General features: G+C 72.6%; 14 protein-coding genes. 13 read left to right on the forward strand and 1 reads right to left on the reverse strand.

All coding sequences use genetic code 11. The annotated features are described in order from the left end of the window. Positions 1-193 precede the first annotated feature (193 nt). From DEJ50_RS06430 to fxsT, 6 genes are all read left to right on the forward strand, one after another. Complete coding sequence (locus DEJ50_RS06430) at positions 194-1,300, forward strand: 3-deoxy-7-phosphoheptulonate synthase (protein ID WP_150206622.1); 1,107 nt, start codon at positions 194-196, stop codon at positions 1,298-1,300. Between the two features lie 71 nt (positions 1,301-1,371). Further along, positions 1,372-2,304 carry an AraC family transcriptional regulator gene (locus tag DEJ50_RS06435; protein ID WP_150206623.1) on the forward strand — a complete coding sequence of 311 codons (933 nt, stop codon included), beginning with the start codon at positions 1,372-1,374 and terminating at the stop codon, positions 2,302-2,304. Positions 2,305-2,453: 149 nt separating this feature from the next. Then, a complete protein-coding gene (locus tag DEJ50_RS06440) occupies positions 2,454-4,493 on the forward strand; it encodes a cytochrome b5 domain-containing protein (protein ID WP_150206624.1) in 2,040 nt (679 codons plus the stop codon). A 118-nt stretch (positions 4,494-4,611) separates the two neighbouring features. Next, positions 4,612-6,138, forward strand: a complete 1,527-nt coding sequence (locus tag DEJ50_RS06445; RefSeq protein WP_150206625.1) for an effector-associated domain 2-containing protein — start codon at positions 4,612-4,614, stop codon at positions 6,136-6,138. Further along, positions 6,135-7,256 (forward strand): AAA family ATPase, encoded by a 1,122-nt coding sequence (locus DEJ50_RS06450; RefSeq protein ID WP_411757581.1) that lies wholly within the window; start codon positions 6,135-6,137, stop codon positions 7,254-7,256. The genes DEJ50_RS06445 and DEJ50_RS06450 overlap by 4 nt, the downstream gene beginning before the upstream one ends. Then, complete coding sequence (fxsT, locus tag DEJ50_RS06455; protein ID WP_150206626.1) at positions 7,256-11,689, forward strand: FxSxx-COOH system tetratricopeptide repeat protein; 4,434 nt, start codon at positions 7,256-7,258, stop codon at positions 11,687-11,689. Before DEJ50_RS06450 ends, fxsT begins: the two co-directional genes overlap by 1 nt. 78 nt (positions 11,690-11,767) lie before the next feature. On the opposite strand, the gene DEJ50_RS06460 is transcribed toward fxsT, so the two are convergent. After that, complete coding sequence (locus DEJ50_RS06460) at positions 11,768-13,114, reverse strand: cation:proton antiporter (protein ID WP_150206627.1); 1,347 nt, start codon at positions 13,112-13,114, stop codon at positions 11,768-11,770. 167 nt (positions 13,115-13,281) lie between these two features. Between DEJ50_RS06460 and DEJ50_RS06465 the strand changes: the two genes are divergently transcribed. The 7 genes from DEJ50_RS06465 to DEJ50_RS06500 all read left to right on the forward strand — a co-directional run bounded on the left by DEJ50_RS06465 (position 13,282) and on the right by DEJ50_RS06500 (position 21,964). Continuing rightward, a complete protein-coding gene (locus DEJ50_RS06465) occupies positions 13,282-14,463 on the forward strand; it encodes an alpha/beta fold hydrolase (RefSeq protein ID WP_150206628.1) in 1,182 nt (393 codons plus the stop codon). After that, positions 14,460-15,557 (forward strand): effector-associated domain 2-containing protein, encoded by a 1,098-nt coding sequence (locus tag DEJ50_RS06470; RefSeq protein ID WP_150206629.1) that lies wholly within the window; start codon positions 14,460-14,462, stop codon positions 15,555-15,557. Before DEJ50_RS06465 ends, DEJ50_RS06470 begins: the two co-directional genes overlap by 4 nt. A 132-nt stretch (positions 15,558-15,689) precedes the next feature. Then, positions 15,690-15,902, forward strand: a complete 213-nt coding sequence (locus DEJ50_RS06475) for an aldo/keto reductase (protein WP_150206630.1) — start codon at positions 15,690-15,692, stop codon at positions 15,900-15,902. Positions 15,903-15,936: 34 nt separating this feature from the next. Then, positions 15,937-17,691 (forward strand): HEXXH motif domain-containing protein, encoded by a 1,755-nt coding sequence (locus tag DEJ50_RS06480; protein ID WP_223837624.1) that lies wholly within the window; start codon positions 15,937-15,939, stop codon positions 17,689-17,691. A gap of 44 nt (positions 17,692-17,735) precedes the next feature. Continuing rightward, complete coding sequence (locus tag DEJ50_RS06490; RefSeq protein WP_190344323.1) at positions 17,736-18,533, forward strand: hypothetical protein; 798 nt, start codon at positions 17,736-17,738, stop codon at positions 18,531-18,533. 89 nt (positions 18,534-18,622) lie between these two features. Continuing rightward, entirely contained in the window at positions 18,623-19,588 is a 966-nt protein-coding gene (locus DEJ50_RS06495) for an NmrA/HSCARG family protein (protein ID WP_150206634.1), read from the forward strand. An 84-nt stretch (positions 19,589-19,672) separates the two neighbouring features. After that, positions 19,673-21,964 (forward strand): immune inhibitor A domain-containing protein, encoded by a 2,292-nt coding sequence (locus DEJ50_RS06500; protein WP_223837625.1) that lies wholly within the window; start codon positions 19,673-19,675, stop codon positions 21,962-21,964. The last annotated feature ends 40 nt before the right edge of the window (positions 21,965-22,004 follow it).

Here is a 22,004-nt window from a genome sequence, read left to right on the forward strand (position 1 = left end):
GGCCTGCTGAGCGCGTGTACGTCGAATCGGCCGGATGCCGTCCAGCGAAACAGCCGAGGGGGAAACGGGCCAGACCACTCCGGACCTTTCGATGCGGTCCACTCGGCCACCGCTTGACTGGGCCGCGGGCAGCGGATTTCAGTGGTTTCCGGAAGGGCGACGGACAACACCGGACCGCTTGGAGGTACTCGGAATGCACGACGCACACCACCGAACCGGCACGCTGGAAACGGCCCCGCCGCTCGTGTTCGCCGACGAATGCGACCTGCTGCGCGCCCGCCTGGCGGCCGTCGCCCGCGGCGAGGCCCTGCTGCTCCAGGGCGGGGACGGCGCGGAGACCTTCGAGCCGGTCACCGAGGACGGGGTGCGCCGCAAGCTCACCACGCTCCTCCAGATGGCCGTCGTACTGACCCACGCCAGCCGGCTGCCCGTGGTCAAGGTGGGCCGGATGGCAGGCCGGTTCGCCCCGGCCGGGAGCTCCGCCGACACCACCGGCACCGCCGGCCCGGACCGGCTGGAGCGCCGGTACGAGGCCCAGGCGGCCACCCTCAACCTGGCCCGCTCGCTGGCCTGGGGCGGCTTCGCCGACCTGCACCAGGTCCACGCGTGGAACCGGGAGTTCGTCGACGCCTCCCCCTCGGGCGACCGCTATGCGCGGCTGGCCGACGAGATCGGCCGCACCCTGGCCTTCCTGGCGGCCTGCGGGGCGGACACCCGGAACCTGGGCACCACCGAGTTCTTCATCAGCCACGAGGGGCTGCTCCTCGACTACGAGCGGGCCCTGACCCGGCCGGACCACCGCACCGGCCACCCCTACGCCACCAGCGGCCACCTGCTGTGGGCGGGCGAGCACATCGGCCGGCCCGACGGTGCCCACATCTCGTACCTGTCCGGCATCCGCAACCCCGTCGCGGTCAAACTCGGCCCCGGCACCACCCCCGACACCGTGCTGCGCCACCTCGACGTCCTCGACCCGGACCGTGAGCCGGGCCGCCTGACCTTCGTGGTCCGGGCGGGCGCCGACCGCATCCGGGACGTCCTGCCCGACCTGGTCGAGAAGGCGGTGGCCGACGGCGCCCGGGTCGGCTGGGTGAGCGACCCGATGGGGGCGGGCCGGTTCGACGAGGTGCTCGAGGAGGTGCGCGGCTTCGTGGAGGTGCACCGCTCCCTGGGCACCCACCCCGGCGGCCTGCACCTCGAACTCACCGGCGCGGACACCGCCCACGGCCCCCAACTCGACCACGGACAGGCCCTTGACCTGGCCTTCCTCGTCGCCGAGCTCTACCACCCGATGCATTGACGTGAACGGGAGTTCGCTTTGTGCGCGGCTAGGATCGGTCACCGAGACCCACCGCGACCGAAGGATCCTGCATGTCCCACGACGACGTGCTCAGCGAACTCCTCAAGCCGTTACGGCTGACGGACATCTACTCCAGCAAGTGGCTGGCGGGCGGCGTGTGGGGCGTCGCCGGCCACGAGGACAGCCACGCGGTCATGCACTACATGGTCCGCCGCGCCTGCTACCTCACCTTCGACGACGAGGAGCCGATCAAGCTGTGCCAGGGCGACCTCGCGGTCTTCCCGCACGGCACGGCCCACACCTTCGCCTCCGCACCCGGCCGCGCCACCACCCAGCTCACCTCCGTCCTGCCGCAGCGCGTCCTCGGCGGTTCGGGGGTGGTCACCCTCGGCAGTTCCCCGCCCGACACCGAGATCCTCTGCGCAAGCCTGCACTACGACACCACCACCAAGCCGGCCCTCTACCGCGCCCTGCCCCGGGTGATCGTGCTGCGCCGCCAGATGCTGCAGGACGAACCGCTGCTGCTGCGCACCCTCCAGTCCCTCGACCGGGAGATCACCCGCAGTGCCCCCGGCTCCCGGCTGGTGTCGCTGCGCGCCTTCGAGATGGTCTTCATCCTCGCCCTGCGCACCGCCATGCAGCGCCTCACCGAGACCTCGCCCGCCCTCCAGGCCCTCCAGCACGAAGGCATCAGCAAGGCCCTGATCGCCATCTACGGCGCCTACACCGCCCCCTGGACGGTGGAGGGCCTGGCGCGCGAGGCGGGCATGTCGCGCTCGGTCTTCTCCGAGGTGTTCCGCGAGCTCGTCGGCGAGCCGCCGGCCCGGCACCTGATGGTGCGCCGCCTCCAGGAGGCCCGGCGGCTGCTGGCCGACGGCACGGTGCCGCAGCGGGACGTCTACAAGCACATCGGCTATCAGAGCCATGTGGGATACCACCTCGCGTTCCGCAAGGAGTTCGGCATGACGCCCGGCGAGTACCGGGCCCAGACGAGGCCCGGATGATGATTTAACGGAATAGGTGAATCCCTCATTGAACTCCGTTCTTCCGCTGGTCGAGACTGAGAACCAAGCGGAAAACGGAGGTTTTGGCCTTGCCCACTCATGCCGGTCCCCAGAAGATACTCGAAGAGGCGGAGCGCACAAATCGAGAGATGGGCCATGAGAACCTGGGCCCGCTCTCCGGGGCAGCCGGATTCACGCCGGCCACGCCGCCCCTCGAAGAGCTTCCCCCGTCCCATGCGGTGTGGGACGAACTCGCCAGGGAATTACCCGAGCTGTACACCGGACTCGGACTCCGGGAACGGCTGGAAACCACCCCACGGCTGAGCGCGGAACCGGATGCCCTGCCGGACCGCCATCTCCAGCGCGCGGCCACCGTACTCGGAATTCTCGTCCACGCCTATCACCGCGTGGAACCCCGGCACGGCACACCCACCCCGGATTCCGTCCTGGTGCCCTGGCAGCGGATATGCGAACGGCTCGGCCGAAAATCCTCCTTCCTTTCGTATCTCGACCTCATCGTCTGCAACTGGCGCCTTCTGCACCCCGACAGCCCGCGCCCGCTCCTGGTCGAGGAGACCCGGCTGCTGGTGCCGACCGTGGGCACGGACGAGGAGCAGTTCTTCTACCTCACCCAGCTGGAGATGCTCTCCCGCGGCGCCCCGCTCGTCTCCGCCGCCGCCCACGCCGGCGAGGCCGTGGCGCGGGGGGACGCGGAGGCGCTGGCCGGCGAACTGGCCCTGATGGCCGACTGCGTGGCCGCCATCACCCGCAAGGGACTGCCCAAGATCGAGCCCCGGACCGGCAAACGGTTCCACGTCGACCCGGTGGTCTGGGCGAAGACCGTCGCCCCGCTGGCCGTTCCGCTCGTCGAACACGGCATCGGCCCCAGCGGCACCGCGTCCCCCATGTTCCACCTGCTGGACTCCGTCATCGGACGCACCCGCTACCGCTCCTTCATCGGCGACGAGGCCCAGCGTCTGCGCGACAACTACCCGCGGTTCTGGCGGGAGTTCATCCAGAGCGTCGCCGGGCTCGACATCGCCTCCTTCGCCGGGGCGGCCGGCCACCCGCCGCTGGCCGAGGCCCTGGCCGACCTCAGGCGGGTCTACGCGGGCGGCAACGGCCTGCTGGGCCGGCACCGGCTGAAGGTCTCCGGGTACCTCAACACCTCCTACCGGGTCGGCCGTGACGTCACCATCTCCGGCTTCCCCGCAGCCGCCCGGGTCGGCGAGGAACTGGCCGCCTCCCGGGCCGAGCGCCCGGTCGAGGAACCCGCCGCCGCCCCGCCGGGCCCCGCGCCGTCCCGCCGCGCCCCCGGCGCCCCCGCCGCCCCCGCCGCACCCCCGCGCACGGTGACCCCTTCGGAACTGCTGCGCCATCCGCAGGGTGCAGAGCGCGAGTGGCTCAGCGCCGACGACGCGGTCTACGACGTCACCGACTTCCTGCGCCGCCACCCCGGAGGCCGTGCCCCCGTGGCCAGTTACCTCGGCACCGACGCCGGCTGGATCTTCCGGCACCTCGGCCACGACAAGGACCCGACGGTCCGGGTCGCCCTGCGCACCCTGCGCGTGGGCCGGCTGCGCCGCCCCGCCCACTTGCTCTCCGATCCCGGCTCCCCGGAGCTCCGCACTCCGCTCATCACCGCCTACAACACCTGGCTCACCTGGGCCGTGGAGCTGACCCAACGTGCCAACGCCCTCACCACGGACCTGTCCATCCGCGACAGCCGCACCACCATGACCAGCAAGGCCGGCGATCTCACCCCGTACACCCTCCAGTTCGCCATCGAGGCCCACGAGCGGTTCCAGGCGCGCACCTACGCCGATGTCCTCGGCCCCTGCCTCACCGAGCTGCACGGGACCGCCCTCGGCCCGGACCCCGAGCCGCACGACGCTCCCGTCGCCTCCGCGGCACACCTGTACCGGGCCCTTGAACACGCCCGGGTGCAGACCCGCCCCTCGCACCTCGCGGAGGTCGAGACCCTCCGGCAGGCCGTGGTGGCCGTGGACCGGCGCTTCCTGGACACCGTACGCACCACCCTCGTCGACGCCCTCCAGGCCCTCGAATCCCGGCCCGCCCTCACCCCGCCCGGCCTTTCCGCCCTGCTCCTCACCCATCTGTCGACCGTGCACCGGGCGGCCCGCTCGTACCGCTCCGCCCTGGCCGGGCTGTTTCCGCAGCAGCGGTGAACTTCCTGGCCGGAACGTGACTATTGATCAGATCTCCTGGTGACAATGAAAGTGCCGTGATAACTTCGCGGGCCTGAAGGGAAACCCGTACCGACTTCTGGGGGGATGGTCGGTGGTGATGAGCGCGCCGCGGCTGCCGCCTCCCACGGTGCAGCTGCATCTGGTCCTCGTGGAGCAGCTCTGCGAGCTGGACTGCGTCCGGGATCCCGGCCAGCGGGTGATGTTCGGGCAGAGCGTCGGCGACTACCTCGGAAGCCCGGTGGATCTGCCCGGCCGCGATGCCCGCAGCGATACGGTCGCCCTCGTACAGACGGTGTTACGCAGGCAGGATGTCACGGCCGGCCTGGAAACGGGTGTGGACACGGGCCTGGAGGCGGTCCTCTACGCCGTCGGGCTGCACGAGGGCAGTGACATCGCCGGGCGGATGCGGCAGCGGCTGCTGAGCGTCTGGCCCCCCGAGCCCGGCCCCGCCCTCCGGCTGTTCGGGGCGTTCGAGGACAAGGACGTCAACGCCGCCCGGGCCCTGCTGGCCGGCCACCCGGGGCTCGACCGGAACCGGCTGCACGACCGGCTGGCCCACGAGTTGCGGCAGGACCTGCCCCGCCATCTCACCCCGGTCGATCTGTTCGAGCACCTGGTGGAGTCCAATGCCCAGGCGGACGGGCTGCCGCCCGCCGTGATCATGCTGGAGTTCACCGCCCTGCTCACCCCGCGCGAGAGCGACCGGCGCCGGCTGCGCGAATGGTGCGACACCTGGTCGGCCGGAGCCGGAGCCCGGGAGGCGCTGCTGGAGCGGCGCAAGAGGATCGAGACGGCGAGCGTCCCGGACCCCGATTTCCCTCGGTGCCTGATCGTCATGGTGGACCCCGCCGAGGACGGTTCGCCCGACATCTGGGTACGGCACTGGGTCAACCAGGAGGCCGGGTACTGGGCCCCCGTGCCGGGAGCCATGGAGCGGGCCACGCTGAAGACGCTGGCCGCCGCCGTGGAGCGGGCGGTCCGCCGTGGCGAGGCCTTCTGGGCGGACGCGGACAGCACCGGCGAGGACACCAGCCCGATCCACGTCGAGTTCGTCCTGCCGTTCACGATGCTCAACGAGGACATGGCGGGCCTCGGCCGGGCCACGGACGGCTCCGACGCGGTCCCGATCGGTCTGCGCTACTTCGTCCACCTGCGCAGCCTGGAGCGGCTGCGCGCCCGGGACCCGGCCCAGCTGCGCCGCTGGCGGGTCCGCTGGCAGGCGCTCAAGGCCGCCGCCGCGGCCCGGCCGCACGGCTGGACGGCCGAGGACCACCGGACCGGGCTGCGCATCTGGCGCAACAAGCTGGTGGCGGACCAGCAGCTGACCGCCGTCACCTTCGACGCCCCCGCCCGGGAGGGGCAGGCCCTGGAGCCGCTGAAGGCGGCCATCGCCGAGGGCGTCGGGGTGGCTCTGTGGGACCGCCGGGATCCTTCGTCCCAGCAGTTCACGGCGCCGCTGACGATGCTCCTCGGCTATCCCACGACCCAGCTGCCCGCCACGATCCACCGACTGCGCACCAAGGCCGAAACCGAAGAGGACGGCCCGCAACTGCCGGGCCGGTACGTGGCGTTCCTGTACGACAGCCCGTTCAGGCTCATCGACTGCGAGGAGATTCCGGCATGACCGAGTACGAGCGGGAGCCGGCGGACGCCGCGGTCAACGGGACCCCGCTGGGGGCCGCGGCCGGAACCGGAACCGGAGCCCCGGCCTCCTGGCGCGTCTTCCATGCGACCGGCATGGCACCGGCCGGCGCTCCCCCGGCCGTACCGCCCGCCCCGCCCTGGCGCGAGTTCGCGGGCGAGCCGCTCCAGACCGCCCCCGCCGCCGACGACCGCGCGGTCCACCGCCGCCTGGGTGCCGGCGGGCCCTTGCACAGCCTGCGCGACGACGACGTCGACACCGTCAACGCCGCCCTGCTGCTGCGCCGCCCGCTGCTGGTCACCGGGCCTCCCGGGGTGGGGAAATCCACCCTGGCCTACCTGGTGGCGCTCGAGCTGGGCCTCGGCCGGGTCCTCCAGTGGAGCATCGTCAGCCGCACGGCGCTGCGCGACGGGCTCTACGAGTACGACTCCATCGGCCGCGCCCAGGCCATCGCCGCCTGGCGGGCCGGCGCCGACCCCGCATCCGCCGACCCCTCCCCCGCCGGTGAACCGGCCTCCGAACAGCCCCCGTATCTGGGCGACTTCATCACGCTCGGACCGCTGGGCACCGCTCTGCTCGCCTATGAACGGCCGCGGGTGCTGCTGATCGACGAGCTCGACAAGAGCGACATCGACCTGCCCAACGACCTGCTGCACGTTCTGGAGAACGGCAGCTACGACGTACCGGAGCTGGTGCGCAGCGCCCTGCCCGCGGTCAACGTCTTCACGGACGACCCGGGACGCCGCGCCGAGATCCTCGGCGGGCACGTCGAGTGCCGCGAGTTCCCGCTCGTGGTGATCACCAGCAACGGGGAACGTGAGTTTCCGGCCGCGTTCCGCCGCCGGTGTCTGCCGCTGGAGATGCGCCCGCCCAGCCGCAAGCAGCTGGTCGCGATCGTGGCGAGCCACCTCCGGCGCAGGCCCGAAGGGGTGGAGGCGCTCGTCGACGAGTTCGAGCGACGGGTCCTCAAAGGCGGCACCCAGTCGGTCGACCAGTTGCTGAATGCAGTCCATTTGACTACGGCGGGTGGTTTTCAGGCGGACACCGACGGGCGTAAACTCATCGAGATGCTTCTGCGCGACCTCGCGAAAGGCCGCTGATGGACGGCACTCCCAGGGAGCGCGCACCCGACACCCGGGCGGGGACGGACGGGTCCGCAGCCGACGGTCCGACCTGGCAGGAGATCGCCGACGCCGTATGGCTCGCGGCTGCCCGGGCCGCCTCGGCCCCGCGTCCGGAGCTCCCCGGGGAGGAGCACCCGTCCGCCGACCGAGCACCGGCCGTGGACGGACACAGACTGCCGAGCACCCCCCGTACACCGCCCACGGCCGCCCCTGAGGGCGGGCCGCCCGCCGCGGAACCGGCGGTGCCACCGGCGACGCCCGGTCCGGACAGCACGGAGGACGCTGCCGCCGTGCCTCCGTCCGGCCGGGAGGGCGGGGCCCTGCGGCCGGACCCGGTGACAACGACGGGAAGGGGAGCGGCGACCGGCACGGCCGAAGTCCCGGTACCGCCGCGGCCAGTGCGGCGCGCGGCCCCGCCGCGGCTGGCCAAGGCCCTGCACCGGCTGAGCCGCAGCGTGCCCGACCACCACCGCAGCGAGCTGGACGAGGAGCGGACCGCCCGGTACGGCATCTCCGACAACCTCTGGATCCCCTACCTCCGGCCCGCCACCGAGAAGGCGTTCTCCCTGGTTCTGCTGGTCGACTCCGCGCCCACCATGCCGCTGTGGGAGGACCGGGTCGGGGCGATCGAGGTGGAGGCGGCCCGCAGCGGGGCCTTCCGCGATGTGCGTACGGTGCGGCTGGAGTTACCCTCCCGCGGGAAGGCCCGGCTGCGCTGGCCCGGGGACCGTCCGGGCGACCCCTCGGAACTGATCGACGCCCGGGGCTCACGCATCCACCTGCTGGTCACCGACGGCCTGGCCCACGGCTGGGCCAGCCCGGTGGCGGACAGCCTGCTGCTGAAACTCGCCCGCAGCGGGCCCACCGCCCTGGTGCACCTGCTGCCCACCTATCTGTGGCACCGCTCCTCGGCCCACCCGCACCGGGCCGAACTGGAATCCGGCGGCTTCGGAGCACCCAATACCCGCCTGAGCCACCGGCTTCCCCCCGCAGAGGCCACGCCGGACCCGCGCCGGGGACCGGACGCCCGGCCGGCCGTCCCCGTTCCGGTACTGAGCCTGAAACCCGAGTCCTTCACCGCCTGGGCCGATCTGGTCGCGGGCGATCACGGGGTCCGCCGCAGCCTGCCGTTCCTGCTCGCGGGCACCCTGGCCAAGGCCAGGCCCACCCCCGGCCTGCGGCCACCGCGGACCACCGGACCGGGCTCCGCCGACACGGCCGTCCGCAGATTCTTCTCCCTGGCCACGCCGAGCGCGCGCCGGCTGGCCACCCATCTGGCCGCGGTCCCCTTCGAGTTCGAGCTGATCGAGGAGCTCCGGCACCGGGTCCTGCCCGAAACGGACCTCGAACACGTTGCCGAGATCCTGATGGGCGGGCTCATCGACTGGGGCGGCCCGGGCGGCGACGGCCGGCCCGACTTCGCCGAGGGCATCCGGGAGGCACTCCTCGCCACCGGCACGCGCAGCCAGCTCGCGAGAATCGTGAACCTCTTCGCCGATCTGCCCAGCGCCCGCGACCGGGGCGTGCGGCTGCGGGCCGCACTCCAGGACCCCGAAGGCGCCGCGCTCCCGGATCGGACCCCCGCGAACCAGCCCTGGGTACGCGTCGAACTGGCGGTGCTGAAAGCCCTCGCAGGGCCGTACGCCCGGCGGGCCGCCCGGGTGTCGGCGGGCGTCGGCGCCGGACCGGCCGGCGCCAACGGCACCCCCAGGGGTGTCATCTCACCGGGTGGCTCCGGCGAGGCCGAAGGACACCGACCGGCAAAGGCGGGCATGAGTACACAGAAGAGCCGGCTTCCCCGGAACGACGACGAACCGCCTGGAGCACGTGTGCCGACGACCACCCCCAACCCCTCAGACGCCGAAGCCCGGAAGGCTGACCAGACCATGGAGCTCAAAGCTTCCCAACCCCTCTTCGTCCGTTCCGGCCAGCCGAGGGTCATGGGGAACGTCCCGCCGAAGAACCCCAACTTCACCGGCCGGGAGAGCCTGCTGGCGGCGGTCGAGGAACAACTGCGCTCGGAAGAGACCGCCGCGGTGCTCCCACACGCCCTGCACGGCATGGGCGGCGTCGGCAAATCACAGCTCGCCGTCGAGTACATCTACCGGCACAGCCACGAGTACAACGTCATCTGGTGGATCCCGGCGGAACGGGACAGCCTGGTCCTCGGCGCCCTGGTCGACCTCGCCCGGGCCCTGAACCTGGAGGTCGGCCCGCAGGCCAACACGGCGGTGCCCGCCGTCCGCGAGGCACTGCGCACCGGCCGGCCGCACGACAACTGGCTGCTGGTCTTCGACAATGCCGAGGACATCGACGCGGTCCGCGCCTACTTCCCCACCGGCGGCCCCGGGAAGATCATCGTGACCTCCCGCAACCGCGAGTGGGAGCGGGTCGCCACACCGCTGACCGTCAACGTCTTCGAACGCGAGGAGAGCATCGCCCTGCTGCAGCGCCGGGCGAGGGACCTGAGCACCGAGGACGCCGACCGCCTCGCCGCCGCCCTCGGCGACCTGCCGCTGGCGATCGAGCAGGCGGGCGCCTGGCACGCCGCCACCGGCATGCCGGTCACCGAGTACCTGGACCTGCTGGAACAGCGCAAGCCCGGCATCCTGGAGCTCGACCCCTCGCCGGACTACCCGCTCTCCGTCGCCGCCGCATGGAACATCTCCCTGGACCAGCTGGCCGACAGCAACCCGGCCGCCCGGCAACTGCTGGAGATCTGCGCCTGCATGGCCCCCGAGCCGATTCCGCTGTCCATGCTGCGCGGCACCCGCAACGTGGACATCACCCCGGAACTCGACCCGGTCCTGCGCGACCCGGTGCTGCTCGCCCGGGCCACCCGCGACCTCAGCAAACTGTCGCTGATCAAGCTGGACCACAAGAACCGTACGCTGCACATGCACCGGCTGATGCAGGCCGTGCTCACCGCGGGCCTGGACGAGGAGCAGACCCAGGACCTCCGCCGGGCCGCCCATGTCATGCTCGCCACCGCCAAACCCGGCGCCCCGGGCTCCCCCGACCAGTGGTCCGCCTACCAGACCCTGCTGCCGCACGTGATGACCAGCGGGGCCGTCCGCAGTTCCGACCCCTGGGTCCGCGAACTGATCACCTCCATGGTGCTCTACCTCTACTACTGGGGTGCCCACACCACCGGCGCCGACATGGCCCGGGAGGCGTGGACCGCCTGGAGCGCCCAGTCGGGCGAGGAGAACCCCCAGGTCCTCCAGATGGGCAAGCACCTGGCCTTCCTGCTGATGCAGACCGGCGAGGTCGGCGAGGCCCTGGAGCTCGCCCAGACCGTCCTGGACATCTCGCGGCGGGACAGCATCGCGGAGGAGGACCTCATCGACTCCATGACCCAGATGGCCGGCGCCCTCCGGTACCGCGGCGACTTCTACGCGGCCCGCGCCCTGGACGAGGAGGCCGACAGCCGCGCCCGCGACCTGTTCGGCCCCGAGGAGCCCCCGACCCTGCTGGCCGCCCACGGGTACGGGGTGACGCTGCGCGCCTGCGGCGAGTTCGCGACGGCCCGGGCGCTGGACGAGGAGACGGCCCGGCAGTGGGACACGCTGTACGGGTCCACCAACGGCCTCACCCTCAACACGATGAACGGCCTCGCCATCGACATCCGGGAGAGCGGCGACTACCCGGCCGCCCGTGTGATGCAGGAGGAGACCTACCGGATCTACCGCACGGTCTTCGGCGAGGACAACGCGTCCACCATCCGGGCCGCCCGCAACCTCGCCGTGTGCCGGCGCCGCGACGGCGCGCTCCAGGAGGCGGCCGAGCTGACCGAGGCGACGCTGGACCGCTTCACCGTGCGGTACGGCCCCGAGTACCCGGACACCCTGGCCTGTGCCGTGAACGCCACCGTGGACCGGCGGTTGCGCGGGGACTTCACGGCCTCCCGCGAGCTCGGCGAGAAGACCCTGGAGCGCTACCGCTCGACGCTGGGCGCCGGGCACGCGTACACGCTCATCACGATGACCAATCTCGCGGCGACCCTGCGCGGGCTCGGGGAGATCGATGCCGCCGAGGCGATGGACACCGACGCCTCCGAGGCCTTCCTCGAGACGCTGGGGGACATGCACCCGTTCACCCTGACGGCAGTGCTGGGGCTGGCGAACAACCACTACGCCCGGCTGGACTTCGCCGCGGCCCGGAGCCTGGACGAGGAGAACCTGCCCAAGCTGGAGCGGGCCTGTGGCCCCGACCACCCGCTGACGCTCTCCTGCCGCGCCAACCTGGCCCTCGACCTGCGCGGGCTCGGCCGGATCGAGGAGGCCGACGCCCTCAACGCCGAGGCGGTCCAGGGCTTCACCCGGGTCCTCGGACCCGATCACCCCTGGCTGACGGCGGCCCGGCTGCACCAGCGGATCGAGTGCGATATCGCGCCCATGCCCCTGTAGGCGGCAGGCGGCAGCAGCCGCTGTTCCCGCCGCGCCGGTCCCGGGTTCCGGGGCCCGGCGCGGCGGGGGCGGCGTACCTCAGAGGGTGCCGGGCGCGCTGGACGGCAGCGGGCCGGCGGCGGTGCCCTCCGGTTCGGCCGCCGGAGTGCCCTCCGGTGGACCGGCCGGAGCGCCCGGGCCCGGGCGCCGCTCCGCGTGTTCCCGCAGTCGGCGGACCACGCCCAGCAGGGGCTGGGTGACCACGGTCGTCGCCAGGGCCATCAGGACCAGCGCCGTGTAGAGCGGCCCGCTCACCAGTCCGGCCTGGAGACCGGCGTTCAGGGCGATCAGTTCGGTCAGGCCCCGGGTGTTCAGCAGGACGCCGACCGTACGCGCGTCATGTCTGTCCAGTCCCGACAGGCGGGCCGCGACCGTCCCGCTGACCACCTTGATGGTGACGGCGAGCACGGTCACCGCCAGCAGCGCGAGCACCCCGGCCGAGTCCAGCCCGCCGATCTCGACGCTCTTGCCGGAAACCACGAAGAAGAACGGCAGCAGGAGCAGTCCGATGTCGTGCAGGGGCCGGACGAGATCCGGGTCCAGGGTGGCTCCGCGTTCCCGGGGGGTCACCACTCCGGCGAGCAGCGCACCGAAGATGACGTGCAGACCCAGCGCGTTGGTCACCCAGGCCGAGGCGAAGGCGAAGCCCACCAGGACGGCGAGCCGCATCGAGGGGTCGACCTGGGGGCGCCACAGCAGGCTGCGCAGCAACGGCCGCGCCCCGAGCAGCATCGCGGCCGTGAACAGCACCACCAGCAGCAGCCGCAGCTGCCAGGAGAACCCGCCGTGGCCGTCGGACTGGAGGAGGGTGCCGACCAGGACGGTCCAGCCCATCACGTCGATCAGCCCGGCCGCCGAGACGGCGACGATGCCGGGGACGGTCCCGGCGAGCCCGTTCTCCCGGACTATGGCGGTGAGCACCGGTACCGCGGTGATGGACAGGGCGACACCGAAGAAGAGCACCGAGGACGCGGTCATCTTCTCGGGTGCGCCCAGCCGGGCGAGTTGCTCGTGGAAGAGGACGGCGGAGCCGGCTCCGGCGGCCATGGGCAGCAGGAAGGCGGCGGCGGAGACGCTCAGCACCGTGCGGGCGCGGCCCTTGAGCACCCCGAGGTCGAGTTCATAGCCGACCGCGAAGAGGAAGAGGACCAGGGCGATCTGGGACAGCCCGGTCAGGACGGGCGCGAGCTCTTCGGGGAACAGCATCTCGGCCAGCCCCGGCGAGATCCCCGTCAGCGCCGTCGGCCCGAGCGCGATACCGGCGATCAGCTGCCCGATGATGGTCGGCTGGCCCAGCCTCCGGGAGAGCCAGCCCGCCGTATGAGCGATGATCAGGATGAGGGCAGTGGCACCCACCAGGTGCGTGATCATCGCATCAGAGCTCATGCGATCCCCCTGAGGAATCCGATACCGGGCCGGGGCCACGGGCAGGTGCACGACCAGGCGTGAGAGCGGTTGCGCACCCGGATCAAGGGGCACTTCTTCAGCATACTGCTAAATTGACGCGTCGTTATGTGGCGCGATCACATCAAGTGGCACGGGGGCGGGGCCATATGACCACAGCATTGTTCATCCACGGCACGGGGGTGCGGGAGCCCGGATTCTCGGAGTTGTACCGGCGATTTTCGGCCGAGCTGCGCGCCGTGGCCCCCGAGGTCCGCCCGGCCCCGCATTACTGGGGCGGGGACCTCGGCGCCACCCTGGGAGCCGGCGGCCTGTCCGTACCGTATACGGACGGCAGGAGCCGGGGCGGGATCGACGAGGCCGGGCAGCAGGCCGACGAGACGGAGCTGTGGGCCGAGCTCTACCGCAACCCCCTCGCCGAACTGGAGCGGGCCGCCGCAGGCGGGCCCGCCGGGGTGGAGTTACCGCCCTCGGCCCCGCTGCCGGCGGAACGCCCCCGGGCGCTGCTCGCCGCACTCTCCGGCCGGCCGGGCGGGATCGCGGACGACCCGGCGGGCCTCACCGCCCCGCACCTGGCATCCGCTGTCGCCGAACTCTCCCGCAGTCCGCTGCTGGGCCCCGCCGCCACGGCCGTGCCCGACGACGGAGAGCTCGCCCTGCTGCTGGCCCGCGCCCTGGTGGCCGCCGCCCTCGCCGCCGCACTCGCCGAGGACGACCCGGTCGTTCCCGACGGCGCCGCCCGGGACGCGGCCGTGGCCGCGCTGGCCGAGCGCATGGGAGCCCGCCCCCACGGCTCGGACCGCGGGGTGGGCGCCCTGCTCGCCCGCCCGGCCCTGCGCCTGGCCTCCCGTCAGGCGGTGCGCCGCAGGCGGGCGCTCACCGAGGCCGCCCACCCGGCGGCGGCCGACATCATGCTGTACCTGGCCCGGGGCGAGCCCCTGCGCCGGGCCCTGCGCGCGGCGGTCGCAGAACTGGAGCCGCCGGTGGTCCTCGTCGGCCACAGCCTCGGCGGGATCATCGCCCTGGACACGCTGATCACCTCGCCGCTGCCCCAGGTCGCCCTCCTGGTCACGGTCGGCTCCCAGGGCCCCTTCCTGTACGAGAGCGGCGCCCTGCCCGGGCTCGTCCACCCCGAGCCGCTGCCGGATCACGTACCCGACTGGCTGAATCTGTACGACCACCGTGATCTGCTCGGATTCATCGGCGCGCCGCTGTTCCCCGGCCGGGTCACCGACATCGAGGTCGACAACCGGCAGCCGTTCCCCGCCTCGCACAGCGCCTACTGGACCAACCCGGCCGTGTACCGGGCCATCGCGAAAAGACTGCCGTGACCGAAGCCGTGGCTCCCGACCGTACGTTCGCCCTCGTCGTGGGCATCGAGCGGTACGCCGCCGGGCCCGCCTGGGATCTGCCCGGGCCGGCCCGGGACGCGCTGCGCTTCCGTGACTGGCTGCTGCGTACCGGTGTACCGGACCGGAACGTGCTGCTCTGCCTGGACCCGCTGGGCGACCCGGGCGTTCCGCACCACCCGGCCGACCACGACACACTGCGCCGCCTGCTGCTCTCCCGGCTCCCGGCGGCCGAGGGCGAGATGCTGTGGGTGTGGTGGGGCGGGCACGGCGTACTGGACCTGGACGAGCGGCTGCGGCTGTTCTGCGCGGACGCCACCGTCCCCGACAAGCGCAACATCGACCTGGAGTCGATGCGCCGGACCCTGGCCAGCGACGCACTGCCCGGGTTCGGCCGGCAGACCTGGATCGTGGACGCCTGCCAGACCTTCGAGGAGCAGCACGGCTTCCGCCACACCCTGCCCGCCGAGACCCTGCCGGCGGGCGCCCGGGTGCAGGCGCACGACCAGGCATTGCTGCTGGCCGCGACCCGGGGCCAGCGGGCCGCCAACGATCCCGGGCGCCGCACCGGGCTGTTCTCGGAGTGCGTCCTCGACGCGCTGGACGGGTGGCCCGGGCCGGCACCGGATCCGGAAGCCCTGTTCCGGGACGTCCGGGAACGGCTGGAGCGGCTGCGGGCCGCGGGGCGCACCGAGCAGCTGCCCGAGCTCCGCATCCACACCCGCGGGCGGACCGAGCACGTACCGCAGCACGCCCGGGGCGCGGCCGTCGTACCGCCGCCCCGTCCGCCGATGGATCAGTTGGTCACCGCCCTGCTCGGCTATCCGCTGATGCTGGACCCCGAGGAACGCCAGACCGTGGTCGCGGAGCTCGGCACGAAGAGCGTGCAGCGGATGCGGCGGAACCCCAAGCCCCGCACCGATGTCATCGGCATCGTCCGGGCGCTGAGCGAGCGGCCCGGGGAACTGTGGCTGCTCTACGACGCGGTGACGCTGCTGGACGACGACGAGGAGCGGGCGGCGGTTCTGGAGGCGGCGGTCCGGGCCTGCACGGGAGGGCCGCGGCCGGGTGCCTGACGGATATTCCAGTGGCTTGATCACATGGGCTTTCCGAGATGCCTTCGGTTCGTCATGATGGAAGGACTCCGGCATCGCGAGCGGGACACCTGAACAGAGCGCGTGAACGGGGAACACAGAGGGGGAAGTACGTTGTACGAGCCGGCCAACGAGACGTATCCCGGGTGTTCGGACTTCCCGGAGCACGTGGAGTCCGATCTGGCGGATCTGACCGGGGTGAGCTTCGCCGCACTCCGCGCCATACCCGCCCCACTGCGCAACGAACGGCTGCTGTCCCAGGCGAGGCGGCCCCGCAGCAACGCGGTGGGCGGATCGAATCCGCCGGGTGGCGGCAGGGCTGCGTGACATGGCTTCGCCACAGCACGGCGGGCACTTACGCATGCCCGTGCGCTGGTTCGACCAGCTGGCCTCCGGCGGCGGTTCGCCCGAGGCGGTCGGGTTCCTGGCCCGGGCCGAACGCACCCGGCGCCTGATGCTGCTGGGCGAACTGCTCGACCGGCTCGACGAACGTCCGGAGGTACTGGGCCGGCTGGGCTCGGCCGCCACCGCCTGGCAGCTGATCGCGGAGGCGGCCGAGGCCGCACCGGAAGCCGCCGAAGAGCTGCTGATGAGCCCCCAGATCGGCTGCTGGGCCGCGCATATGCTGCGCCGGCTGCACGGGACGGCGGAGGAGACGGCGGACGGGCCGCCGCTCTGGGCCGACGCCGGGCACCTGTTCGCGATCTGCCTGGCCGCCCGGGTCCGGGCGGGACTGGACGCCGAACTGCTGGTGCCGGTACGGGACGGCGGGCTGGCCCTGCCCACCCTGGGCCATGCCCGGACCGGCGGGATGCGGGGCTACGGCACGGCCGCGGCACGCCTGCGCGGCCCCGACCTCCGGCTGACCCCCGAAGGGGACTCGGGCGGCGGGCGGACGGTCACCGTACGGCCGGCGGACGGCACGGGGAGCAGCAGCGCGGGGAGCAGCGGCCACTGGACGGGCTCGCGGACCTTCGCCGGTACGCCGATCTGGCTGGACGATCTCGATCCCTACCGCGAACTCGGCGAGCCGGTGCCCCCGCAGCCGCTCGACAGCGCGGCGGCGGCGGACTGGCAGCGGCTGTTCGACGAGGCGGCGGCCCTGCTGAGCGCCTCCGGCGGCGGGCCGGGTCGGCTGCGCGTCGAGGAGGTGCGCCGGATCGTCCCCTGGACCGGGACGGCGTCCGCGCCGGCCCCCGACGAGTCGTCCATGCTGAGCGCGACCACCCCGGACGCCTTCGGCTCCATGCTCATCACCCGCCCCGAGAGCGGGCTGGCCCTCGCCGAGGCCATGGTGCACGAGTTCCAGCACAGCAAACTGGGCGCCCTGCTGCACCTGTTCCCTCTCCTCCACGACGACGACGGCGCCGAGATCCACTACGCGCCCTGGCGACCAGATCCGCGCCACACCGCCGGGCTGCTGCATGGCGCGTATGCCTTCACCGGGGTCACCGGGTTCTGGCGCGACCGTATGGCGGACCCGCGCCCCGGCCACCGGGCGGAGCCCGCCCATGCGGCCTTCCAGTTCGGTCTGCGCCGGCTCCAGACCAGGCTCGTCATCCGGACCCTGCTGACCCGGTCCCGGCTCACCGAGGCCGGCACCCGCTTCCTCCACGGCCTGGCGGCCACCCTCGACGGCTGGCTCCGCGAACGTCTCCCGCCCGGTGTCGCCGCGCGGGCCCGCGATGCCGCCCTCAGCCACCGGACCGAGTGGCGCCTGCGCAACCTCCGCTGCACCGACCGGGAGCGCGACCTGCTGGCCACCGCCTACCGGGAGGGTCTTGCGCCCCCGCCGGCCTCGGCCCACCAGCCCGTCCTCATCCGCGAGCCCACGCACTGGACCGATGCCCGCACCGCGCTGTACGGCGCCCCGCCCCGGACGCCCGCCACCGCCGACGCCCACCTCGCCGCCGGGGACGCCCGCACCGCCCTGGCCCTCTACACCGAGGCCCTGCGCCACTCCCCCGCCGACCCGCATGCCCTGGGCGGCTGGCTCCTGGCCGGAGCCCGCCTCTCCCCGGGCACCCGGCTTCCGCTCCGTCCGGAACGCCTGCTGGCCCTCGCCCCGGCCACCCCGGAGGAGCTGCACCGCGCCGCGGCCTGGCTCACCGCCTGAACTTCCCCTGCATGCAGGGGCGTTGGGTGGGTAGCGTCAGAGGCATGCGGCGTACGGGCGGTCCGGGCGGGGTCCGGCACAGACGTGGTTCCCGGCTCCGGGGCTGGGCGGCGGGGCTGGTGCTGGGCGGGCTGGCCCTGGTCTCCTGCGGCGGAGGCGGCTCGTCCGGGCCGTCGGCGGGCTCGGCGAGCCCCGCGGCCCCGACGCCGACCCCGACCTCCACCCCGATACCGTCGCCGACACCGACGCCGACACTCACGTCGATCCCGTCGCCCACCCCCTCCCCGACCTTCGGCAGTGACGCCTTCGCCAAGGGCGACTGTGTGGGGTCCGACTCCCTGGCCACCGCATCCGGCGGGTACCGGGAGATCCCGTGCGACGGACCGGGCGCCGTTGCCGAGGTCCTGCTCCGGGAGGAGTTCGACACCGTCAAGGCGGACCGCTGCGACACCGCCGCCGCCGAGGCCGACCTGCTGATCCACCTGACCCGGGAAGACCCGCAGAACCACGGCAGGCTCCTCTACGCGGAGGTCTGCCTGCGCAACCTCGCGGACCCGCACCCCGGAGCCCCGGGGGCCGGCGGCGGCCCCAACATCGTCAAGGGCGACTGCCTGCTGGAACGGAAGACGCTGGGCAGCGGGTCCACCCTGGAGAAAACCGTCTTCGAAACCCCCTGCACCGATTCGGGCAGCACCCTCCAGCCCCGCTACAAGGTCATCGCGGTCGTCCCCCTGAGCATCGCGAAGTCCGAAAAGCAGAAGGAATGCCCGGCGGACACCGAGTACCGGTTCGCCAGGAAGCGGGAGTTCACCGGCGACCTGTACTGCGCCGTCGGCGTGTAGAACCCGCCCGCCCGAACCTTCGCCGTAGGTTCGCACCGGACCGCGCCCGGCCGGGTGCGGAGTGCAGACGGCAGGGAACGGGGCTGACGATGACCGGGAAGCGGACCATCACCGTATTCGGTGCCACCGGACAGCAGGGCGGCGCGCTCGCGCGGGCCATTCTGGACGGCCGGGGCGGCAACGGCGCCGGAGGTGAGGGCTTCGCCGTCCGGGCGGTGACCCGCACTCCCGACTCGGACCGGGCCCGGGAGCTGGAGCGACTCGGTGCCACCCTCGTCCGGGCCGACCTGGACGACGAGGAGAGCGTGACCGCCGCCATGGAGGGCGCGTACGGGGCCTACCTGGTGACGAACTTCTGGGAGGACATGTCCGCGGAGCACGAGAAGGCGCAGGCGGCGACGCTGGCCCGGGCGGCCGGGCATGCGGGGGTGCAGCACGCGATCTGGTCGACGCTGGAGGACACCCGCAGCTGCATCCCGCTCGACGATGACCGGATGCCCACGCTCCAGGGCTCGTACAAGGTCCCGCACTTCGACGGGAAGGCGGAGGCCGACCGGTACTTCACCGAGGCCGGGGTGCCCACCACCTTCCTGCGGACCACCTTCTACTGGGAGAACCTGCTCGGCGCGTTCGCCCCGCAGCGCGCGGCGGACGGGACGTACGAGCTGATCTACCCGATGGGTGACAAGCGGCTGTCCGGGATCGCCGTGGACGACATCGGCCGGACCGCGCTCGCCGTGTTCGAGCGGGGTACCGACCTCATCGGGGCCACCGTGAGCATCGCCGGGGAGCACCTGCGGCTGGACGAGATGGCCGCCGCGCTCACCGAGGCGCTGGGCACGCCGGTGCGCCACCGGCGGATGACCCCGGACGAGTTCCGGGCGCTCGGATTTCCGGGGGCGGACGAGGGCGGGAACATGTTCCAGTACTACGCCGACTGCGAGGAGCGGTTCATCAGCGCCCGCGACCTGGACGCCGTCCGCGCCCTCAACCCGGCCCTGCAGGACTTCGCGACCTGGCTGGCCACGCACCGCGACCGATTCCTTTTGACCTGACGGTCCATCTGACCCGAGCCCCTATCCATCACCTGTGACATGTGAAATATTACCTGCGCTTCGGTCCAACTCACCGAAAGGTCCGTGACCTTGCGCAGACTCGCTGCGGCGGGTGCGGCGATATCCCTCGCCCTGCTCGCCGCCCCCGCGTTCGCCGCCGTCCCCCAACCCCCCGCACCCGTACCGCCGGTCGCCGAGCAGTACGCCGCCCCGCCGCCGCCCGCCCCGCTGGAGCTCCAGCGGCAGGCCCTGCGCCGACAGGCCCTGGAGGGGGTGGCGGCCGGGGGCACCCGTGCCGAGCCGGACGGCACCCTCCCCCGCCAGGTCAAGGTCGGCAAGCGGTACGTCGAACTGGCCCAGGAACGCAAGGACAAGGTGTTCGTCATCCTGGCCGAGTTCGGCGACCAGGTGGAGCCGAAGTACGGCGGTACGCCCGGCCCCCGGCACAACACCATCGGCAAGCCGGCCCGCGAGGACAACCACACGATCTGGCGCAAGGACTTCGACCGCGCCTACTACCAGCGGCAGTTCTTCGGGACCGACCCCGGCGCGGCCACCCTGCGGAACTACTACCGGCTCCAGTCGTCCGGCCGCTACGACATGGAGGGCCATGTCACCGACTGGGTGACCCTGCCCTTCAACGAGGCCCGCTACGGCACCGACACCTGCACCGAGTCCGGCCAGTGCCGCACCAACTGGGACATGATCCGCGACGCCACGAACGCCTGGTACCACTCCGAGCGCGGCAAGGGCCGCACCCCGGAGCAGATCAAGGCCCAGCTCGCCGAGTACGACGTGTGGGACCGGTACGACGCCGACCGCGACGGCAACTTCGACGAGCCGGACGGCTACCTCGACCACCTGATGGTGGTGCACGCGGGCAAGGACCAGACCTGGGGCGGCGGGGCGCAGGGCACGGACGCCGTCTGGGCCCACCGCTGGTTCGCGTACTGGAACCAGGCCGGCACCGCCGGTCCGGAGGGCAACAAGGCCGGCGGCACCCCGGTGGGCGACTCCGGGATCTGGGCCGGGGACTATCTGACGGCCGGCGAGAACAGCGGAATCGGCCTGTTCGCCCACGAGTACGGGCACGATCTGGGCCTGCCCGACCTGTACAGCTCGGACGGCGACAACAGCGTCAACTACTGGTCGCTGATGGCGGCCGGGTCCTACCTGGGCAAGGGCCGCAACACCACCGGTGACTTCCCCGCCGATCTGGACCCGTGGTCCAAGCTGCAACTCGGCTGGCTGGAGTACACCGAGGCCGATGCCGGCCGGAAGACCCGGGCGGTGCTCGGCGTCTCCGGCTACAACACCGAGGATCCGCAGGCCCTGCTGGTGCACCTGCCGCCGTCGGTGACCCGGACCGAGCTGACCGACCCGTACGAGGGCGGCAGCCAGTGGTGGAGCGGTACGGGTGACTTCATGGACAACACCCTGACCCGTACGGTCGATCTGACCGGGTCCGCGGGGCAGCCGGTCCGGCTCGGCGCCCGGGTCTGGTACGACATCGAGCAGGACTTCGACTACCTGACCGTCGAGGCCTCCACGGACGGCGGGGCGCAGTGGGCGGCGCTGCCCGGCACCGTCGGCGGGAACGCCATCCCCGCGAAGGGGATCAGCGGGTCCTCGGCCGGCTGGGCCGAACTCGCGGTGCCGCTCGATGCGTTCGCCGGGAAGTCCGTACAGCTGCGGCTGCGCGTCACCTCCGACAGCAACACCCACGGCCGCGGGGTCACCTTCGACGACCTGCGGATCACCGCCGGGCCCGAGGGCCGGGAGCTGCTGCGGGACGGGGCCGAGCAGGGGGCGAACGGCTGGAGCGCGGTCAAGTGGTCGCGTACGGAAGGCCGTACCGGTATCGCCGAGCACCCGCGGGCGTACCTGGTGGAGAACCGGCGCTACACCGGCTACGGCAGCTACCTGAAGACCGGCCCGTACAACTTCGGCTTCGGCACCGACCGGGTGGAGTTCTACCCGTACCAGCAGGGGGTGCTCATCTGGCTCTGGGACACGGCGTACAGCGACAACACCACCAAGGCGCACCCGGGCGCGGGGATGCTGCTGCCGGTGGACGCCCGGCCGGAGCCGCTGCGGTTCACGGACGGGACCCTGACGAACGCCCGCTCGCAGACCTTCGACGCGCCGTTCTCGCTGCGGCCGAGTGACGAGATCGTGCTGCACAAGGCGGGGGTGCCGGCGCTGATTCCGTCCCGGCCGGGGGTACCGGTCTTCGACGACCGGAAGGGCTCCTACTGGAACGCGGAGCTGCCGCAGGTCGGGGTGAAGGTGCCGGACACCGGTACCCGGATCGCGGTGGTGAAGGAGGCGGCCGGCGGGTCCCTGACCACGGTCCAGGTCAGCCCCTCGCCGTGACGGCCGGTCCGGCCCGTGCGGGTGGTGCGACTCCCCGCAC

The sequence above is a fragment of the Streptomyces venezuelae genome, from assembly GCF_008642295.1.
Classification (GTDB): domain Bacteria; phylum Actinomycetota; class Actinomycetes; order Streptomycetales; family Streptomycetaceae; genus Streptomyces; species Streptomyces venezuelae_C.

Bases quoted from the DNA above. Each gene is read 5' to 3' on its own strand.
- DEJ50_RS06490 (WP_190344323.1), top strand. From the start codon at position 17,736: ATGCGGCGTACGGGCGGTCCGGGCGGGGTCCGGCACAGACGTGGTTCC.
- DEJ50_RS06465 (WP_150206628.1), top strand. From the start codon at position 13,282: ATGACCACAGCATTGTTCATCCACGGCACGGGGGTGCGGGAGCCCGGA.
- DEJ50_RS06440 (WP_150206624.1), top strand. From the start codon at position 2,454: ATGGGCCATGAGAACCTGGGCCCGCTCTCCGGGGCAGCCGGATTCACG.
- fxsT (WP_150206626.1), top strand. From the start codon at position 7,256: ATGGACGGCACTCCCAGGGAGCGCGCACCCGACACCCGGGCGGGGACG.
- DEJ50_RS06460 (WP_150206627.1), bottom strand. From the start codon at position 13,114: ATGAGCTCTGATGCGATGATCACGCACCTGGTGGGTGCCACTGCCCTC.
- DEJ50_RS06435 (WP_150206623.1), top strand. From the start codon at position 1,372: ATGTCCCACGACGACGTGCTCAGCGAACTCCTCAAGCCGTTACGGCTG.
- DEJ50_RS06450 (WP_411757581.1), top strand. From the start codon at position 6,135: ATGACCGAGTACGAGCGGGAGCCGGCGGACGCCGCGGTCAACGGGACC.
- DEJ50_RS06430 (WP_150206622.1), top strand. From the start codon at position 194: ATGCACGACGCACACCACCGAACCGGCACGCTGGAAACGGCCCCGCCG.
- DEJ50_RS06445 (WP_150206625.1), top strand. From the start codon at position 4,612: ATGAGCGCGCCGCGGCTGCCGCCTCCCACGGTGCAGCTGCATCTGGTC.
- DEJ50_RS06480 (WP_223837624.1), top strand. From the start codon at position 15,937: ATGCCCGTGCGCTGGTTCGACCAGCTGGCCTCCGGCGGCGGTTCGCCC.
- DEJ50_RS06495 (WP_150206634.1), top strand. From the start codon at position 18,623: ATGACCGGGAAGCGGACCATCACCGTATTCGGTGCCACCGGACAGCAG.